The sequence below is a fragment of the Streptomyces lasalocidi genome (assembly GCF_005280215.1).
GTDB lineage: Bacteria > Actinomycetota > Actinomycetes > Streptomycetales > Streptomycetaceae > Streptomyces > Streptomyces longwoodensis.
On record NZ_SZNQ01000001.1, the window covers coordinates 7,236,264 to 7,254,279 of the forward strand.

Below are 18,016 nucleotides of genomic sequence, written 5' to 3' on the forward strand. Positions count from 1 at the left end.
GCCGGTCCGCACACCGGGCGGCCACCGCGCGCCGCACCCCCCGGAGATCCCCGTAGCACCGCGTCCTCGCGCCATCCGAGGGCCGCTTCGCGCGGCCCCTCAGCTCCACGTCGTCGAGTAGTACCGCTGGTACGCCTTGCGGTCCCGCTCCGCGCGCAGGTAGCGGGTGGCGACCAGCGCCACCAGGCTCCCCGCGATCACCAGCAGGCCGGGACCGACGGCACCGGGGTCCGTGAGCCGCGCTACCAGCGTCCGCCCCGTCCCCGTGCCGCCCGCGACCGGAGCCGTCGAGCCCGGCGAGGCCGCGCCCGGCGCGATCGCCGCCTGGGTCGGCGAGGCCGACGGGGCCGCCCCGGACGAGGGGGACGCACTCGCCCCGCCCGCCGCCTGCGCCGACACGATCAGCTTCACGTTCAGCCGGGTCAGCGCCGCCGTCACCGGCTGGAAGAACGTCGTGCCGCCCGTGGTGCAGTCACCGCTGCCGCCCGAGGTGACCCCGAGCGCGATCCCGTCCGAGAACAGCGGGCCGCCGCTGTCGCCCGGTTCGGCGCACACGTTCGTCTCGATCAGCCCGGTGACCGTCCCCTCCGGGTAGTTCACCGTCGCGTCGAGCGCGGTGACCTGCCCGTCGCGCAGTCCGCTGGTGCTTCCGCTGCGGAACACCCGCTGCCCGACGGACGGGTCGGCGAGCCCGGTGATGCGGACCCCGTTGCCGTTGCCGATCGCCACGACGTCGGCGCCGTCGCCCGCCGCGCCGTTCGCGTACTGCACCAGGGAGAAGTCCGCGCCGGGGAAGGTGGAGCTCACGGTCCGGCCGACGGGCCGGCTGCCCTGGTTGTCGGCGAACCACTGCGCGCCCGCGGGACCGCAGTGCCCGGCGGTGAGGATGAAGTCCCGCTGTCCGTCGGTCACGTTGAAGCCCGCGGAGCACCGGCCACCGGTCGACAGGATGGGCTGCGCTCCGTTCAGCCGGGGCGTGAAGGTGCCCGGGGTGCGCTCCATGCGCACGAAGCTGCCGATGCCGTCGGCGACCCGCGTCAGCCGGGCCCAGTCCATGGCCGACACGGTGCTGTCGCCGCGTACCACGACACGGTTGGTGCGGTAGTCGAGCGCCCAGGCCGTGCCGGCCACGCGCGGGGCCGAACGCAGCGCCGACGCGGCCGACTTGAGTTCGTTCAAGCTGTGGCCGACGACCTTCGCCTCGGCGCCGGCCCGCCTGACCTCCTCGGCCGCGCCCGCGTCGGTGACCGCGACCACCGTCCGCCCGTCGTCGCCGACCCAACTGCCCGCCGTACGGGCCGCACCGAGGCGGCCGACGAGGTCCGCGCCCGTCGCCGACAGCGTCCGGGCCGCGCCCCGCTGCGCGCCGTGGCCGTCCGGCTCGCCGGCCATGGCGGACTGCGCGACCATGGCGCCGCCCAGGAGCAGTCCGCCGACGGCCGCCAGTCGTGTCACTCGCCGGACGATCCGCCGTCGTACGTGCCTCATGCATCGCTCCCGAACCCGAACGCGCGCGGCGTCGACACCGCGGGGCACTCCGGTCGTCGAGCACCCACCGTCCATACGGGCCCGGGCGGCGTGGCGTTCAAGGCCGCCCCGCCGGGGAGGCGGGGGAGATCGGGAGGGGGTCCTCCGGCGCCCGTCGCCCCTAGACTGCCGGGATGGACGAGACGCTGCTCGACCGGCTCGGAGCGGGCAAGTACCTGCTCCTGACCAGCTACCGGAAGAACGGGACGGCCGTGGCGACCCCGGTGTGGGTGGTCCGCGACGGGGACGCGCTCGGGGTCTGGACGACCGCCGACTCCTGGAAGGTCAAGCGGATCAGGGCCCGCCCCGGTGTCCTCGTGGGCCCCTGCGACCTGCGCGGGCACCCGACCGGCGACCAGCTCCCGGCCACCGCGGAGATCGTCGACGCGGCGACCGTGGGCCGCTACCGGCAGCTGATCGCCCGCAAGTACGGCCTCACCGGCCGGCTCACCCTGCTGGGCAGCCGCCTGCGCCGCGGCCTGGACGGCACGGTCGGCATCCGGGTGACACCGGGCGCGGGCGACGACGCGACCGACTGAGGCGACGTACTGGCGCGACGGCCTGACGCACGGGGGCCCGGACCGGTCGGCCGGTCCGGGCCCCCTCACACCGTGCGGCCACGGCGCGTCCGTCACACCGTGCGGCCACAGCGCACGCCGTGCGGTTACGGCGCGTCCGTCACCGTTCCCGTGAACGCGACGCCGCCGGGCACCGGTCGGCCGTCGTCGTCGGTCTGCTCGAACCGCACCGACTCCGCAGGCTCGGCCACCTGGTCGGTGAGCGTCGGCAGGCTCAGGTCGTAACGGGTCGAGCCCGCCGGGAACTCCATCCACACCCAGGCGCCCGTGGCGGACAGCGCGCGCTCCGGGTCGGGCTCCTCGCCGGTCCACTCGCTCAGCCACCGCGGGTCGACGTCCTTGGTGGACAGCTCCGCCCCCTCGGTCACCGGCACGATCCGGAACGGCAGCCAGATGTCCACCGCGCTCGGCTCCGACAGCGACAGCCGCCAGTCGAGGGGCCGGCCCTCGGTCACCCGGCCGGCGGTCGGCGTCACCGTGAGCGCGGGCATCGGGTCGTCGTTCTGGACGGTGACGCCGCCCCGGTGCGCCCCGACCACGGCGCCGTGCACCGCCTTGACGGCGATGTCGTGCTGGACGTCGTAGGAGAACGACGTGTCGCCGCGCACCGTCACCGGCACGTCGATGTCGTGGCCGCCGGGCCGTACCGTGACCACCCGGCCCTGGGCGCGGCCGGTGGCGGGGTCGAGGACGTAGACGCGGACCTGCCCGGAGCCGTGCCCGGAGACCTTCACCGGGACGGTGTAGGTGCGCACACCGCTGTCGCCCTCCTTGACCGTCGTACGGCCCACGTCGACGCGCGGCAGCGCCGCCGCCCGCACCGCCGGGGTGCCGGGGCGCCAGCCCCAGGCGTCGACCAGCCAAGCCCGTCCGGCGCCCGAACGCGGGGTCAGCGCGAGCGAGGTGACGTGCCGCAGGTCCAGCCCGGCGCGGGTGGCCGCGGTGAGCGGGACGCGGACCTCACGCGCCCAGTAGGAGGCGGTCCGCCCGCTGCCGGGCAGTGCGTCGACCGTGACCCGGCCCAGGGCGGCCCGGCGGCCGGAGGCGTCGGTGACGGCCACGTCGAACGGGGTGCTCCCGCTGTTCGGCGGCACGATCACCCGCAGCGCGAGGCTGCGCGCGCCGGCGAGGGACACCGCGGCCCCGGGCCGCAGCGCGGCGGTCGTGCCGCCCGGCGCGGTCCAGGCCAGCGCCACCGCACGGCGGCCGGTCTCCCAGCCCGCGAAGTGCGGGGAGGAACCGGGGACTTCGGGGTCCAGACAGGAAACGGCCGGGTCGGGGTCGACGGCCGAGCAGAGCCGGCCGCCGGTCACCGTGACCGGCCCGTCCGGCAGGAACCCCCCGCCGCGCCGGGCGCCCACCGCGTGCGTCAGGACACGCGCCGGAGCGGCGGACGGCGCGCGCAGGCCCGTGCCGTCCAGCAGCGGTCGCGCCCGGTCGTCACCGGCGACGAACAGCCGGGCCGCCGCGGCGATGTAGGTGGCGCCGGCCCGGTGCTGCTGGTCGGCGGTCAGCCGGGTGGCGCTGCCGGGGGAGCACACCGGGTCGCGCTCCTGCTCGTCGTCCCAGAAGTCGTCGGAGGCGGGTGCCTCGGCCTGGCCGGGCGTCCACTCGCTGTTGAAGAAGTTGTGGTTGGCGCCGACGACGTAGACCGCGCTGTGCAGGGCGGTGCCGCTGCTGATGCCGCGGGTGCCGTCGACGTACACCTCGCCCTGGAGGTCGGACACGTCGCCGTCGCAGCCCGGGAGGATCGTGGCGGACGGGACGTCGGCGACGGGATTCTGGCCGAAGATCGTCGGTCCGATCAGTACGGTGCCGCGGATCGTCCAGCGCACCGGGCCGCGGGAGCCGTCCTGGTCGGCGGGCGGCGGGTAGAGGCTGTCCATCGCGGCCCGGTTGACGCCCTCGCCGCCGCGCGAGTGGCCCACGAGCAGCACGCGCGACAGGTCGGCCCGCGGTACGCGGCGCAGCGCGGCCGGGGCGTGGCCCGGGTGGGCGGCCCAGTCGGCCCAGTCGGCCAGGTGGCGGCGCACCAGTGACGAGCGGGCCTCGGCGCCGCCGTCCTCGGCCTGCCAGTCCTGGCCGTTGATGCCGTTGGCCGAGATCGAGACGGTCACATAGCCCTGGGAGGCGAGGAGTTGCTGGTCGCGGAGGTAGCCGCGGTGACTGGGGATCGGCCGGTAGCCGTCGGCGCAGGGCCAGTCACCGGTGACGTCGTCCTCGGCGCCCGGCTTGTAGCAGGTGGAGTGCCGGCCGTGCAGGAAGAGCGCCAGCGGACGCCTGCCCGCGGCGTTCTTCGGCGCGACGACGACGGCCTTGATCTCCACGGGCCGGGGCAGGCCGGGCAGCGTCACCGGGTCCAGGTCGTAGGCCGAGGTGAGCGTGCGGTACGCGCCGGGCCGGCCGGGGTCGACCGCGCCGGCCGGTGCCGGTACGGCGGGCACGGCGGCGGTCGGCGGGGTGACGGGCGGCGCGGTGCGGCGGCCGGGGGCCCGGTGCTCGGCGGGCGCGTCCAGTCGGCGTCCGCCGGCCAGCGCCCGGACGTCCTCCAGGTCCGAGGGGCGGCCCCGTTCGAGGGCGAGCCGGAAGGTGCGGCCGTCCCGGCCCGCCACCGGGACGCCGAGCAGCCGGCCGCCCGCGTGGAACTCCACGCGCGCGTCGCCCATGGGTACCGGCGCGGGCGCGTGCCAGATCAGCTCACGCCGGCCGCCCTGCGCGGAGAGCTGCCAGCCGGGCGGCAGCTCGGTGTCGGACAGCGTTGTCGACGGTCGTGTTCCGGGCGGCTGTTGGGCCGCCGCCAGGCCGGGCGTGCCCGCCAGTGTCGCGAGCAACGCGACGGCGGTGACACCTATGTGCCGGGCACGGATCAATGGTCCCCTCCTCGCACGTGGCGCGCGGGCGACCCGTCGGTCACGGGAGCCTCACGCGCCCCGGAGGATGCGAGGCGGTGTCTGTGGGTTGCCTGTGACCCGCCGGTCCGGCGCGGCGCGGCACCTGAATCCGGCCACCGGGGGAAAGGGAGACGGGTGACCGGGGAGGAGGGGAGGGGCCGTGACGGTGGCTCAGGTCCAGGCGCGCAGCGGCTCGTCGACGAGCTGGAAGACCGGCTCGCCGCGCACCGGGTCCTTGGCCGTCGACAGCCGGACGCGGTCACCGCTGTGGATGCCGATGGGCGGCCCCATGACCCGCCCCCGGACGACGAACCCCTCCGCCATCTCGACCAGCGACACGTTGCGCGCGGCGGGCGTGTTGCGGTGGACCACCGTGGAGTGGCGGACCGTGCCGGTGCCCTGGCTGCGTTCGGTGCGCAGCTCGCTGCCCCGGCACACCGGACACAGCACCCGGTGGTACACGGCGGTGCCGCAATAGGTGCAGCGCTGGAACAGGATCGCCTCGCCGTCGGGACCGCGGCGGTCCAGGACGCCCGCCGGGGCGCCCGTGCTCTGCTGAACGCCGTCTCCTGCGAAGTGGTACACGCTGGTCAACTCCCTGCACTACGCCGGAATCCACGCGCACGGCCCGGCCGCGCACCCGTCCGCACGGCCGCCGTGCCGCCGCGCACCCGCTCAATGTATGGCACTCAGTGCCAGGCGTAAAGATACTGCGTACCACGAAAAAGGAACCGGGTTCCTAGCAGGGAGAGACGGAGCCCGTACAGGACCTCAAGTGCTCCTCGACCGACGAGGTAGTCACCGATGCGCAGGCCTGGCACTCAGTGCCCCCATCCGGGGTGTGCGGAGGTCCGTCCGGCCCGCGCGTGGGGCCGTCGCCGCCACGCCGTACCCTGTCGGGGCCCGACCCGCCGTGACCTGGAGAGACCGCATGGCCGACGCCCGCCCCCGCATCCTGTACGTCAGCGATCTGGCGTACCCGGCCCGCGGGCGCCGCTACTGCGACGAGGACATCCTGCTGACCTCCCGGCTGCGCGCCGAGTTCGACCTCGCCCTGTGCCACCCGCGCGACGCGGCCGCGCTGATGGACGCCTTCGACGCCGTCGTGGTCCGCAACAGCGGCCCGGTCCTCGGCTACCGGGCGGAGTACGACGCCTTCCGCGAGCGCGCCCTGCGGCAGGGCACCCGCGTGTACAACCCGCTCACCGGACGCGCGGACATGGCGGGCAAGCAGTACCTGCTCGACCTGAGCGCGGCGGGCCTGCCCGTCATCCCCACCGTCGACCGCGCCGAGGACCTGCACCGGCTGCCCGGGGCCGACCGCTACGTCGTCAAGCCCCGCCTGGGCGCGGACTCGATCGGCCTGCGGGTCGTGACCCGCGCCGAACTGCCCGCCCTCGCCGACGGCACGGTGCTGGTCCAGCCCCACGTCGACTTCGCCTACGAGGTCTCCTTCTGCTTCGTCGACGACGCCTTCCAGTACGCCCTGTACGCCCCGGACCCGGCCCGGCGCTGGGAGCTCGTGCCCTACGAACCCACCGTCCGGGACCTGGAGTTCGCCCGCCGCTTCATCGACTGGAACGGGCTGCGGCACGGCATCCAGCGCGTCGACGCCTGCCGCGCCCCCGACGGCGGGCTGCTGCTGGTGGAGCTGGAGGACCTCAACCCCTACCTGTCCCTGGACGCCCTCGACGAGGACCGGCGGGAGGCCTTCGTGACCGCCTTCGCCGCCTCCCTGCACCGCTTCCTGGACGACGTGCCCTCGCACTGAACCCGGACGGCGGCCCGTCCGTACCACTCCCCGGGGACATGACGCCCCGAAGGAGGCAGCGTGCCGACACCGCCCGAACCGGGGGAGTCCCCCGAGCGCCCGGTGCTCGAACCGATCCGGGTGCTGCGGCCCCGCCGCACCGACGCCCTGGCGGAGCTGTTCCGCGAGCTGACCGAGGACCGCCCGCCCACCGGCTACGAGCCCGTCGCCCTGGGCGCCGGCCGCCCCGGCGGCGGGGCCGACACGGAGGCCGACACGCAGGAACTCCCGCCGGTGCCCGGCGGACCGGCCCCGGGCGCCTCCCGCCCGGCGCGCCCCGGCCCGCGTCGCGCCGCCGTCGCCGGAGGCGTTGCGGCCGCCGCGCTGGCCGGCTTCGCCTGCGCCCTGCTGCTGCCCGGCACGGACGGCGGGGCCGCCGCGCGGACGCCACCGACGGCCACCGCTGCGGCCCCGGCCCCGGCCGACCCCGACGGGCCGGGCACCCTCCGCGAGGGCGACAGCGGGCCCGAGGTGACCGACCTCCAGGAACGCCTGCGCCGCGTCCCGGACGTCTACGACGACGGCCCCACCGACGGCCGCTACGGCACCGTCCTCGCCGAGGCCGTCGCCCGCTTCCAGCTCTGGTACGGCATCCGCGGCGACGAGAGCGGCGTGTACGGCGACGACACCCGGCGCGACCTGGAGTCACGGACGTGAGGGCCGCCCGGGCCCTCTCGACGCCCCGCGGAGCGGTGCCCGGCGCGTCAGCGTGCCGTGTCGTCCTCGGGGACGCGGATGTCCAGCACGCACACGTCGTCGCGCTGTTCGGCCTCCAGGACGGCGCCGAGGAGCCGGTCGAGCGAGGCCGTCCCGGCGGCGGCCTGGGCCGCGACGGCCCCGGCCAGGCGCTCCAGGCCCCGGTCGATGTTCTCGGTGGGCCGCTCGACCAGCCCGTCGGTGTACAGCACCACGCGGTCGCCGGGCCGCAGCAGGCACTCGGCCTCGCCGTAGCGGGGCGTGTCGGACGCGCCGAGGAGCATCCCGGCGGGCCGGTCGAGGTAGCGCACCGCACCGTCGCGCACCAGCAGCGGCGGCGGGTGCCCGGCCTGCGCCCACAACAGGCGTCGCTCGGCGGGGTCGTAGCGGGCCAGCACCATGGTGGCCGTGCCGTGCGAGCCGCGGGAGTGCAGCAGCAGGGCGCTCAGCCGGCTCAGGGCGCCGGTCAGCGAGGAGCCGGTGATCACCATGCCCTTGGCGGTGAACCGGAGCTGGGCCATGGTGGCCACGGCGTCCATGCCGTGCCCCGCGACGTCGCCGAGCACGAACAGGGCGTCGCCGTCGGGCAACTGGATGGCGCTGAACCAGTCGCCGCCGACGTTCAGCCCCGACTGGGCGGGCAGGTAGGCGACTTCGACGCGCAGCCCGGCCAGCTGCACCGGCTTCCTCGGCAGCGGCAGCAGCGCGTCCTGGAGGCGGGCGGCCACCGTCCGCTCGGCCTGGAGGACGCCGTGCTGGGTCAGCATGGCGCGTTCGCTGGCGAGCAGGGCGAGTTCGGCGCTGCGCTGCGCGGTGAGGTCCTGCACGAAGCCGTGCACCTCCACCGGCGTGCCGTACTGGTCCGAGACGGCCTCGGCGACGGCCCGCAGGTGCCGGACGCCGCGGCGGGTGACGATGCGGAACGGCACGTCGCACGGCCGCCCGAGGCGCACCAGCTCCCCGACCGCCCTGGTCAGCGCGGGCACGTCCTCGGGCAGGGCGAGCTCGGGCAGGTCGGTCAAGTGCACCGCGCCCAGCGCGGGTTCGCGTTCGAATATGGTGAACACCTGGGACGACCAGCTGACCTCACCGGTGGCGAGGTTCCAGTTGGCCCAGCCCAGGTTGCCGAGCCGCTGCACGTCCGCGAGCCGCTGCTCCTGCCGGTCCGAGGGGTCGTGCGGCAGCCAGCTGAGGACCAGTCCGTCGCCGAGCCGCTCCACGTGCGCGCAGAACGTGGACAGTTCGGCCTCGCCGTCCACCATCCGCTGCCGGGCGAACGGCTCGCTCGTGAAGGCCGTGCCCCGCGTGAGGGTGTCCAGGCAGCCGTGCCACAGCGGTTCGCGGGTGATCGCCGGCCAGCACTCCAGCAGCCGCAGCCCGATGAGCCGGCGTCCGCTGCGGCCGGTCGAGTCGACGGTGTCTGCGGTGGCCGCGTCGACGCGGAAGTCCTCGACGGCGCCCGACGGCGCGCGCACCGGGGTGAGCAGCACCGCCTGCACCGGGAGCCGGTCGAACACGGCCTGCACGGCGTCCACCGCGGAGCCGAGCGCGGGCTCCTGGCGGGTGCCGAACATGGCCAGCGGGCCGGCGCACAGCCGCACGACCGCCTCCAGCTGCTCGCGGGTGCGCTGCGGGAACGGCGCGCCGAGGCGGCGCAGGAACCCGACGACGACCGCGGCCCGCTCGTCCCCCGAGCCGCTGGAGCCGCCGGAGTCACGTGCGCCGCCGAGGACCGGGAGCCACGCGCGTGACCCCCACCGCTCGGGCGGCTCCCCGATGAGCAGGTAGCGCTCGCGGTCGGTGCGCGAGTCCTCCAGCCAGCGGGGTTCGCCGCTGCGCAGGGCCTCCAACGGGGCGATCCCGGTGAGCGGCGGGACCTGCTGCCACTGCCGGGCCAGGGCGTCGTCGATGCCTGCGTGGCCGATGAGTTCGAGGCCTCCGGCGGGCAGGCGGGCGTAGAGGAGGACCGCGTCGGCGCCCACCCCCGGCGTCACGTGCTCCAGCAGGCAGCGGGCCAGGTCCTGCGGGGTGCTCACCCGGACCAGGGCCCGACCGAGCCGGGCGAGGGCGAGGGAGACGTCCTCGGCGGTGGCCGGCGGGACGGCGGGCGGGGGGTCGGCGGCGTCGACGTCGTACGGTCCGGGTCCCGGTGCCGGGGCGCGGGGCGGGGCCAGCGTGCCGAGCGTGGTCCAGCACTCCTCCAGGAGGGTGCGCCGCGCGGCCTTCGCCCGCTGGAGCAGCACGTCGTGGGCGGCGTCGGGGGTGCAGCCCAGCTGTGCCATGACGGCGCCCTTGGCGCGTTCGATCACCGCCGAGGTGGCCGCCACGTCCTGCAGCCGGTCCATCTCGGCGCGCTGGCGCGCCACCACCCGGGTCAGCGCGGCCAGGTCGGGTGCGCCGCCCGACTCTCCGGGCACCGCGGGTTCGCTCGTCACGGGACGAGCATGACACAGCCCGTGCTGTTCGATCGCGGTCTCGGGGCAGACCGCGAGCGCGCTTCGATCACCGTCCGGAGGTGTGCTCCACCAGCGCCTCGGTCACCGCGCGCACGCTGCGGGCGATGTGCTGGAGCTGCATGATCTCGGCGGCGTACAGCCTGATGGTGTGTTCGATGACCGACTCGGCGAGGCCCAGCCGCGGCAGGTCGGCGCGGGCGGTCTGCAGGGCGGTGCGGGCCACCCGGATCTCCTGCTGGACCTGGATGTGGGCGTGGCGGGCGAGGAGTACCGGGTGGCGCAGCAGCGCCGGGTAGCTCGCGTAGCGCGCGGGCACCAGCTCGCGCAGCCACTTGGTCGCCGAGCGCTCCCAGTCGTAGCTGCCGGGGCTCTTCACCTGGCACGGCCAGTCCGGGCTGGTGCGCGTCGTCGTCGTGGGCATGATCATCGCTTCCGGTGTACGGCGTCGGGACGGGTGGTCCGACCTGGCGGGGCGGCCCCGGCCCAGGGGATGACCGGGGCCGCCACGGGCACGCGCGCCGGGCGGTGCCCCGGGCACCTCCGCGCCGGCGTGGGTAGGGGACGGCGGCTCGGGATGTCCGTACGGGAGCCCTGTCGGGCGGGTGCGGCCGTGAGCAGTATTTATATATGCCGTCCGCTTTGCAAGGCGTATGAAAACATTCATGTGCGCTGGGCGCGCAGTGATCCCTCGTCAGTTCTCCAGGGGGGAGGGGGTGGGCCCGCGCGCCGGTGGCCGGCTCAGTCCCGCAGGAAGAAGTGGTGCTGCTCGGCGATCTGCTCGTACTCCTCCAGCCGGGCCTGGGTGCGCTCCGGGCCGGCGTCGGTCATGGCCTGCAGCAGCGCGGCGGACATCACCCCCGGCGCCGCGTAGGAGTCGAACACCAGCCGGGAGCCGGTGCCGGTGGCGAAGGTGACGTCGGCCTCGTCGGCCAGCTGCCCCAGCGCGAGGTCGGTGACCAGGGCGACCTTCAGGCCCGCGCCGCGCGCCACCCGCACCGCGGTGAGCGTCTCCTGCGCGTGCCGGGGCATCGAGAACGCCAGCACCCAGGTGCCCCCGGCCTCCCGGGACTGCAGCAGCGCGTCGTAGGCGACGCTGCCCCCGCGGGTCACCACCCGCACGTCCGGGTGGATGCGGCGCGCGGCGTAGGCGAAGTACTCGGCGAGCGAGGCGGAGATGCGCAGCCCGAGCACGGTCAGCGGCGTCGACTGCGACAGGCTGCGGCCGACGTCGATGACCCGGTCCGGATCGGCGAAGTCACGGCGCAGGTTCTCCAGGTTCTCGATCTCCGCGTCGACGGCCGACTGCAGTTCGTTGCTGCGGTTCACCTCGTCCGTCGCCGGGCCACCGGCCAGCGCGCCCAGGGCGATCGCCTGGAGCTTCTCCCGCAGGGCCGGGTAGCCGCTGAAGCCGACCGCGCCCGCGAACCGCGTCACCGAGGGCTGGCTGACGCCCACCCGCTCGGCGAGGTCGGTGATCGACAGGAACGCCGCCTCGGTGATGTGCTCGATCAGGTACTGGGCGATGCGGCGCTGTCCCGGGGACAGCTGGGGCCGGTCGAAGAGTTCCCTGAGCCGGGACGTCGGAGAGCCCTCGGCCTCCGGGGCGGTCCGGCCCGAGGTGATCGCTGATGCCTGCGCACGTGCCTGCTGCGGCGATGGCACGGGTGCGCCTCCTTTGTCTCCCACGAACACTCAACATAGCCCACGGACCGCGCCCGAACCGGGGCCGCGAGCACACCCGTCGGGCGCCGCACGAGCCGCGCGACCTGCACCGCCGCGCGGGCGTCCCACTGCCGGGGCCGCCGGGTCCCCGCGGCCCCGGGAAGATCCCGGGGACTTCGGGCTACCGGCGGTACAGGGTGATCGAGTGGCCCACCTCGTCCACCGGCCGGCTGTCGTCGAGCAGCCGTGCCAGCCGGCCCCGCGCCTTGGCCGCCGCCGAGTCCGACACGACCAGCAGCCCGCGCACCTCGCCGACGGGAACTCGCAGCGGATCCGCGGCGTGGATGCCGTACGCGGACGGCACCCCGCTGCCCTTGTACACCAGCCACACCCGCTGACCGGGGTACCGCTCGCGCAGCCGGTCCGCGAGCCGGCCCAGGTCCTGGCCCCAGTCCACGTTGGAGTCGTGCAGCCACACGTGCGTGCGGGCCGGCCCGCCGAACGCCTCGTTGGCGTACGGCAGGTAGTAGGGGAACGTCCGCAGCGAACTGACCGCCACCCACGCCACCAGCAGCCCTGTGGTCCAGACCACCCACCCGACCCGCACCCCGGCCCGCACTCCGGCGCCGGGCCGGCCCCGGCCACGCGCCCGGCCGGGCGGCCCGGTCCACAGCGCCACGACGCACCCGCCGGCCACCGCCAGGAACAGCGGCAGGAACACGACGTACCGCGTGCCGAAGTCCCGCGCCCCGGTCATCGCCGCGGCCAGCAGCACACCGGACGGCAGCAGCACGTACGGCGCCGCCGGGCGCAGCCGCCGTACCGCCAGGAGGGCCACGGCCCCGGCCGCCCAGAGCGCGAGCAGCCCGAGCGGGGTCTTCACCAGCAGCGCGGCCGGCAGGTAGTACCAGCGCGAGCCGGTGTACAGGTGCCCGAACAGGAAGCCCTGCCACGGCTGGTTCTCCAGCCCGAACTGCATTCGCACGCCGTCCCGGTAGGCCGGCGGGAAGGGCAGCAGCTCGACCAGCGGACCGCGCAGCCCGTGCACCACGGGCACGTGGGCGGCGCCCGGGTCCCAGCGCAGCCGGGGGTCCACGGCCAGGTACGCCGCCCACACGACGGCGACCGCGGTCACCGCCACGACGCCGGCCCCGGCCAGGGCCCGCCACCGGCGGGCGGGCCACAGCGCGAGCACGGCCAGGGCCATCAGCACGGGGACGGCGGGCAGCGCGCTCATCTTCGTCGCCAGGGCCGCGCCCAGCGCGGCCCCCGCGAGCGGCAGACAGCGGCGCGGACGCTCGCGGGCCCGCCACAGCAGCCACACCGACGTCAGCAGGAAGCCCGCCATCGGCACGTCGAGCGTGGCCAGCGAACCGTGGGCGATCACGTCGGGGGAGAAGGCGTACAGGGCGAGCGCCACCCCTCCCGCCGCGGTGCCGGCCAGGTCGCGGGCGAAGGCGAACACCACCAGCCCGAACAGCAGGGTCAGCACGACGACCGGCAGCCGCGCCCACAGCATCAGCCGCCCGGGGTCGTTGCCCGTGCCGTACAGCAGCCTGCGTCCCGCCACGCCCTGGTCCCCGGTGAACGACGGGTCGACGCGCGGGTCGGCCACCGCGACGCCGACGGCGATCACCAGCTTGCCGAGCGGCGGATGCTCCGCGTTGTAGCGGACCCGGTGCGCGTGCAGGTAGTCGGCGGCGGTGGCCACGTACACCGGTTCGTCGATGGTCGGCGTCTGCTGCACGGCCGTGGTGACCATCGCGACCGCCATCTGACCGAGCAGCACCGCCACGAGCAGCGGGACCAGCCGACGGCGGCGCGCCCGCGCGGGGGCGGATGCGCGCGCGTCCTCCCGGGGAGCCGGGACCGAGTGCAGTGTGCGCGCCATCATTCCCCAGGGGTCGTACCCGGCGGACCTCCCGCCCTGTCCACAGGTACGGCCCGGTGCCCGCCGGGGTTCAGTGCGACCCGGCCGAGCCGGTCTCAGTCCCGGCGATGTCCCGGCGCAGCCCCGCGACCTCACCCACCACCAGGTCCGCCCGCTCCCGGGTCGTCGCCACCAGCTCGGCGTTGGCCTCGTCCGAGCGGTGCACCCACGCCACCGCCTCTTGGTGGCCCTTGCCGAACTCCTCGTGCCGGGCCACCAGGCGGCGCAGCCGCTCCTCGGCGTCCAGGTCGCAGAACCACACCTCGTCCAGGTGCGGGCGCACCCGTGCCCACGCGCCCGTGTCCAGCAGCAGGTAGTTGCCCTCCGTCACCACCAGCCGGGCGGCGGGCGGCACCGGGATCGCGCCCGCGAGGGGCTGTTCCAGGTCCCGCTCGAAGCCGGGCGCGTACACGGTGTCCGGCTCGTCGTCGCGCAGCCGGCGCAGCAGCGCCGCGTACCCGGCCGCGTCGAACGTCTCCGGCGCCCCCTTGCGGTCGCGCAGCCCGAGCCGGTCCAGCTCCGCGTCCGCGAGGTGGAAGCCGTCCATGGGCACGTGCGCCACCCACGGCTCACCGCCGTCGTTCAGCGCCGCCACCAGGTGCTCGGCGAGCGTCGTCTTGCCCGCGCCGGGGCTGCCGGCGATCCCGAGGAGGGCGCGGTGGCCGTCGCGGACCAGGGAACGCGCACGCAGGAGGAGATCGTCGAACACCACAGACGCAGCACTCACGGACACACCGCACAGTGTGGCACCGCCCAGGTGAGGTACTGCGAGCAGCCCCGGCCCCGCCGGGGAGGAGGAGGACGCCCGTGCCCGACGACGAGACGCAGATCCGCACCCTGATCACCCGCTGGGCCGACGCGGTGCGCCGCGGCGACCTGGAGGGCGTGCTCGCGGGGCACGCCGAGGATCTCGTCCTGTACTACGTGCCCCCGCCCGACGGGGGTTTCCGCGGCCTGGCCGCCTACCGGGCGCTGTGGCCGCCGTTCTTCGCCTGGCAGTCCCAGGGCGCACGCTTCGACCTCGACACCCTCGAGGTGACCGCCGGCGCCCAGGTCGCGTTCGCGCACGCCCTGGTGCGCTGCGACACCCCCGGCGACCCGGCCGAACGGCCGCCCGCGCCGCGGCTGCGGCTGACGTTCGGACTGCGCAAGGAACGCGGGCGCTGGCTGATCGCCCACGAGCACCACTCCTTCCCGCACGACTGATCCCGTGGGGTGTTGTGGCGTGCGCCACCCGGTGCGCGGGCCCGGAGCGGGGAACGGTGTCCTGTATGACGACGCAGCTCGGTCTACCGGACACGATCCAGGCCTGCCTCTTCGACCTCGACGGGGTCGTCACGCGCACGGCCGTGGTCCACGCGGCCGCCTGGAAGGAGATGTTCGACGCGTTCCTGCGCGCCCGCGACGGCGACTCCTTCCGGCCCTTCAGCGACGACGACTACGGCCAGTACGTGGACGGACGGCCACGCGCCGACGGCGTGCGCAGCTTCCTCGCCTCGCGGGGCATCGAGCTGGCCGAGGGCACCCCCGACGACCCGCCCGACGCCGAGACCGTCCACGGCCTCGGCAACCGCAAGAACGAACTGCTCCTGGAGAGGATCCGCACCGACGGCGTCGAGGCGTACGAGGGCACCCTGCGCTACCTCGACGCGGTCCGCGCAGCGGGCCTTCGCACGGCGATCGTCTCCTCCAGTGCCAACACCCGTGACGTCCTGCGCTCGATCCACGCCGAGGACCTGTTCGACGTGCGCATCGACGGCGTGGTGGCCGCCGAACGGGGGCTGCCGGGCAAGCCGCGCCCGGACACCTTCCTCGCCGCCGCCCGCGACCTCGGCGTGGAGCCGTCCCGCGCGGCCGTCTTCGAGGACGCCCTGGCCGGCATGGACGCGGGCCGCTCGGGACACTTCGGGTACGTCGTCGGCCTCGACCGCGTGGGCCAGACCGACGCCCTGTACGCGCACGGCGCGGACGTCGTCGTCAAGGACCTGGACGAACTGGGGGGACAGGCGTGATCACCGAAGGGGCGTACGCGGTCGAGCCGTGGTGCGTGCGCGAGACCGAGCTGAACCTGGACGTCCTCGCCCAGAGCGAGTCGGTGTTCGCCCTGTCCAACGGGCACGTCGGCTGGCGCGGCAACCTCGATGAGGGCGAGCCGCACGGCCTGCCCGGCACCTACCTCAACGGCGTGCACGAGGTCCACCCGCTGCCGTACGCGGAGGCCGGCTACGGCTACCCGGAGTCCGGCCAGACCGTCATCAACGTCACCAACGGCAAGGTGCTGCGGCTCCTCGTCGACGACGAGCCGTTCGACCTGCGCTACGGGCGCCTGGTCTCCCACGAGCGCGTGCTCGACCTGCGCCGGGGCGTGCTGGAGCGGACCTGCGAGTGGACCTCGCCGGCCGGCACCACGGTCCGGGTGCGCTCCACCCGGCTGGTGTCGCTCACCCAGCGGGCCGTGGCCGCCATCGCCTACGAGGTGGAGGCCGTCGGCAGCCGCAGCCGGGTGGTGATCCAGTCCGAGCTGGTCGCCAACGAGAGCCTCCCGGAGCCCAACGGCGACCCGCGCGCCGCGCGCGCCCTGAAGTCGCCGCTGGAGCCCGAGGAGGACTTCACCGCCGGCCGGCGGCTGCGCCTGGTCCACCGCACCCGGCGCAGCGGACTGCGCGTCGCGGTCGCCGCCGACCACGTCGTCAGCGGGCCCGAGCGGACCACCACCGCCAGCGAGAGCAACGTCGACGTCGCCCGCCTGACCGTCACCTCCGTGCTGGAGCCCGGCGAGACGCTGCGCGTGGAGAAGCTGGTCGCCCACGGCTGGTCGGCGGCCCGCTCCCGGCCCGCGATGAGCGACCAGGTCGAGGCGGCGCTCGCGGCGGCCGGGCACAGCGGCTGGCAGGGACTGCTCGACGAGCAGCGCGACTACCTCGACGACTTCTGGGCCCGCGCCGACGTCGAGGTCGAGGGCGACGAGGAGATCCAGCAGGCGGTGCGCTTCGCGCTCTTCCACGTCCTGCAGGCCGGCGCCCGCGCCGAGCAGCGCGCCATCCCCGCCAAGGGACTGACCGGTTCCGGCTACGACGGGCACGCCTTCTGGGACACCGAGACCTTCGTCCTGCCGCTGCTGACGTACACCTCGCCCGAGGCGGTCGCCGAGGCGCTGCGCTGGCGGCAGAACACCCTGCCCGCCGCCCGCGAACGCGCCGCCCAGCTCGGCCTGCGCGGCGCGGCGTTCCCCTGGCGCACCATCGAGGGCTCGGAGGGCTCCGCGTACTGGCCCGCGGGCACCGCCGCCTTCCACGTGAACGCCGACATAGCGGATGCCGTCAAGCGCTACGTGGTGGCCACCGGCGACACCGACTTCGAACGCGACACGGGCGTGGAACTCCTGGTGGAGACCGCCCGCCTGTGGCGTTCGCTCGGCCACCACGACCCGCACGGCGCCTTCCACATCGACGGGGTCACCGGCCCCGACGAGTACAGCGCCATCGCCGACGACAACACGTACACCAACCTGATGGCCCGGGCGAACCTGCTCGCCGCCGCCGAAGCCGTGGAACGCCACCCCAAGGAGGCCGCCCGGCTCGGCGTCGACGACGAGGAGAGCGCCGCCTGGCGCGACGCCGCCGAGGCCGTCAACGTGCCGTACAACGACGAGCTGCGGGTGCACGAGCAGCACGCGGGGTTCACCCGCCACCAGCGCTGGGACTTCGCCGGCACCCGGCCCGACCAGTACCCGCTGCTGCTGCACTTCCCCTACTTCGACCTGTACCGCAAGCAGGTGGTGAAGCAGGCCGACCTGGTGCTGGCGATGTACACCTGCCCCGAGCACTTCGACGACGAGCAGGTCGCCCGCAACTTCGCCTACTACGAGCCGCTGACCGTGCGGGACTCCTCGCTGTCGGCGTGCGTGCAGGCGGTCATCGCCGCCCAGGCGGGACACCTGCGCCTGGCCTACGAGTACACGGCCGAGGCCGCGCTGATGGACCTGCACGACCTGGAGCAGAACACCCGCGACGGACTGCACATCGCGTCGCTGGCCGGCACCTGGATGGCCCTGGTCGCCGGGTTCGGCGGGCTGCGCGACGAGCGCGGGACGCTGTGCTTCAAGCCGTGCCTGCCGGAGAAGTTCAGCCGGCTGGCCTTCAGCCTGCAGTTCCGCGACCGCCGCCTGCACGTGGAGATCACCCCGGGCAAGGCGGCCTACCGCCTGCTGTCCGGGCCACCCCTGACGATCCACCACCACGGCGCACCGCTCACCGTCGACGGCGACGGTCCCGTGGTGCGGGACGTGCCGTCGCTCCCCGCCCGGCCGACGCCCGAGCAGCCGCCGCACCGCGCCCCGCACGTGCGCTGACCGCCCGCCCCCCCGACCGGCCCCGTCCAGCACGGCGGCCGGTCGGGGTCTGGGTTAGTTTGACCGTGTTGTCCCGGCGCCCGCTCATCCTTCCGGGCCGCGGGGTCCTGTGACC

The 18,016-nt window shown here is 75.2% G+C and carries 14 protein-coding genes; 6 read left to right on the forward strand and 8 right to left on the reverse strand.

Going from position 1 to position 18,016, the window contains the following annotated elements; all coding sequences use genetic code 11:
- Positions 1-99: 99 nt before the first annotated feature.
- The gene (locus tag E4U91_RS32745) at positions 100-1,488 is read right to left on the reverse strand and encodes a S1 family peptidase (RefSeq protein WP_137310163.1); all 1,389 of its coding nucleotides are present in this window, start codon (positions 1,486-1,488) and stop codon (positions 100-102) included.
- A 173-nt stretch (positions 1,489-1,661) separates the two neighbouring features.
- On the opposite strand from E4U91_RS32745, the gene E4U91_RS32750 reads away from it, so the two are divergent.
- Positions 1,662-2,066 (forward strand): PPOX class F420-dependent oxidoreductase, encoded by a 405-nt coding sequence (locus tag E4U91_RS32750; protein ID WP_137310164.1) that lies wholly within the window; start codon positions 1,662-1,664, stop codon positions 2,064-2,066.
- Positions 2,067-2,191: 125 nt separating this feature from the next.
- Here the strand turns inward: E4U91_RS32750 and E4U91_RS32755 are convergent, their stop codons facing one another.
- Positions 2,192-4,975 (reverse strand): S9 family peptidase, encoded by a 2,784-nt coding sequence (locus E4U91_RS32755; protein ID WP_137310165.1) that lies wholly within the window; start codon positions 4,973-4,975, stop codon positions 2,192-2,194.
- 192 nt (positions 4,976-5,167) lie between these two features.
- Positions 5,168-5,581 (reverse strand): Zn-ribbon domain-containing OB-fold protein, encoded by a 414-nt coding sequence (locus tag E4U91_RS32760; RefSeq protein ID WP_137310166.1) that lies wholly within the window; start codon positions 5,579-5,581, stop codon positions 5,168-5,170.
- Between the two features lie 346 nt (positions 5,582-5,927).
- Here E4U91_RS32760 and E4U91_RS32765 point away from each other — a divergent pair, with 346 nt between their 5' ends.
- Positions 5,928-6,767: an ATP-grasp domain-containing protein gene (locus tag E4U91_RS32765; protein ID WP_137310167.1), complete on the forward strand. Its 840-nt coding sequence runs from the start codon at positions 5,928-5,930 to the stop codon at positions 6,765-6,767.
- A gap of 60 nt (positions 6,768-6,827) precedes the next feature.
- Complete coding sequence (locus E4U91_RS32770; RefSeq protein ID WP_137310168.1) at positions 6,828-7,463, forward strand: peptidoglycan-binding domain-containing protein; 636 nt, start codon at positions 6,828-6,830, stop codon at positions 7,461-7,463.
- Between the two features lie 47 nt (positions 7,464-7,510).
- Here the strand turns inward: E4U91_RS32770 and E4U91_RS32775 are convergent, their stop codons facing one another.
- The 5 genes from E4U91_RS32775 to E4U91_RS32795 form a co-directional block, all read right to left on the reverse strand.
- On the reverse strand, positions 7,511-9,937 hold the full coding sequence (locus E4U91_RS32775) for a SpoIIE family protein phosphatase (RefSeq protein ID WP_422070924.1): 2,427 nt from the start codon (positions 9,935-9,937) through the stop codon (positions 7,511-7,513).
- A 67-nt stretch (positions 9,938-10,004) separates the two neighbouring features.
- Positions 10,005-10,385, reverse strand: a complete 381-nt coding sequence (locus tag E4U91_RS32780; RefSeq protein WP_174867892.1) for a hypothetical protein — start codon at positions 10,383-10,385, stop codon at positions 10,005-10,007.
- A gap of 311 nt (positions 10,386-10,696) precedes the next feature.
- Positions 10,697-11,620, reverse strand: a complete 924-nt coding sequence (locus tag E4U91_RS32785; protein WP_168218210.1) for a MurR/RpiR family transcriptional regulator — start codon at positions 11,618-11,620, stop codon at positions 10,697-10,699.
- A gap of 181 nt (positions 11,621-11,801) precedes the next feature.
- The gene (locus tag E4U91_RS32790; protein ID WP_137310170.1) at positions 11,802-13,514 is read right to left on the reverse strand and encodes an ArnT family glycosyltransferase; all 1,713 of its coding nucleotides are present in this window, start codon (positions 13,512-13,514) and stop codon (positions 11,802-11,804) included.
- 67 nt (positions 13,515-13,581) lie between these two features.
- The gene (locus tag E4U91_RS32795) at positions 13,582-14,277 is read right to left on the reverse strand and encodes a nucleoside/nucleotide kinase family protein (RefSeq protein ID WP_241678762.1); all 696 of its coding nucleotides are present in this window, start codon (positions 14,275-14,277) and stop codon (positions 13,582-13,584) included.
- Positions 14,278-14,357: 80 nt separating this feature from the next.
- Between E4U91_RS32795 and E4U91_RS32800 the strand changes: the two genes are divergently transcribed.
- The 3 genes from E4U91_RS32800 (at position 14,358) to E4U91_RS32810 (ending at position 17,901) form a co-directional block, all read left to right on the forward strand.
- Positions 14,358-14,756, forward strand: a complete 399-nt coding sequence (locus E4U91_RS32800; RefSeq protein WP_137310171.1) for a YybH family protein — start codon at positions 14,358-14,360, stop codon at positions 14,754-14,756.
- A gap of 65 nt (positions 14,757-14,821) precedes the next feature.
- Positions 14,822-15,562, forward strand: coding sequence for a beta-phosphoglucomutase family hydrolase (locus E4U91_RS32805; protein ID WP_137310172.1), 741 nt, complete (start codon positions 14,822-14,824; stop codon positions 15,560-15,562).
- Positions 15,559-17,901 carry a glycoside hydrolase family 65 protein gene (locus tag E4U91_RS32810; RefSeq protein WP_137310173.1) on the forward strand — a complete coding sequence of 781 codons (2,343 nt, stop codon included), beginning with the start codon at positions 15,559-15,561 and terminating at the stop codon, positions 17,899-17,901. Before E4U91_RS32805 ends, E4U91_RS32810 begins: the two co-directional genes overlap by 4 nt.
- Positions 17,902-18,016: the final 115 nt, after the last annotated feature.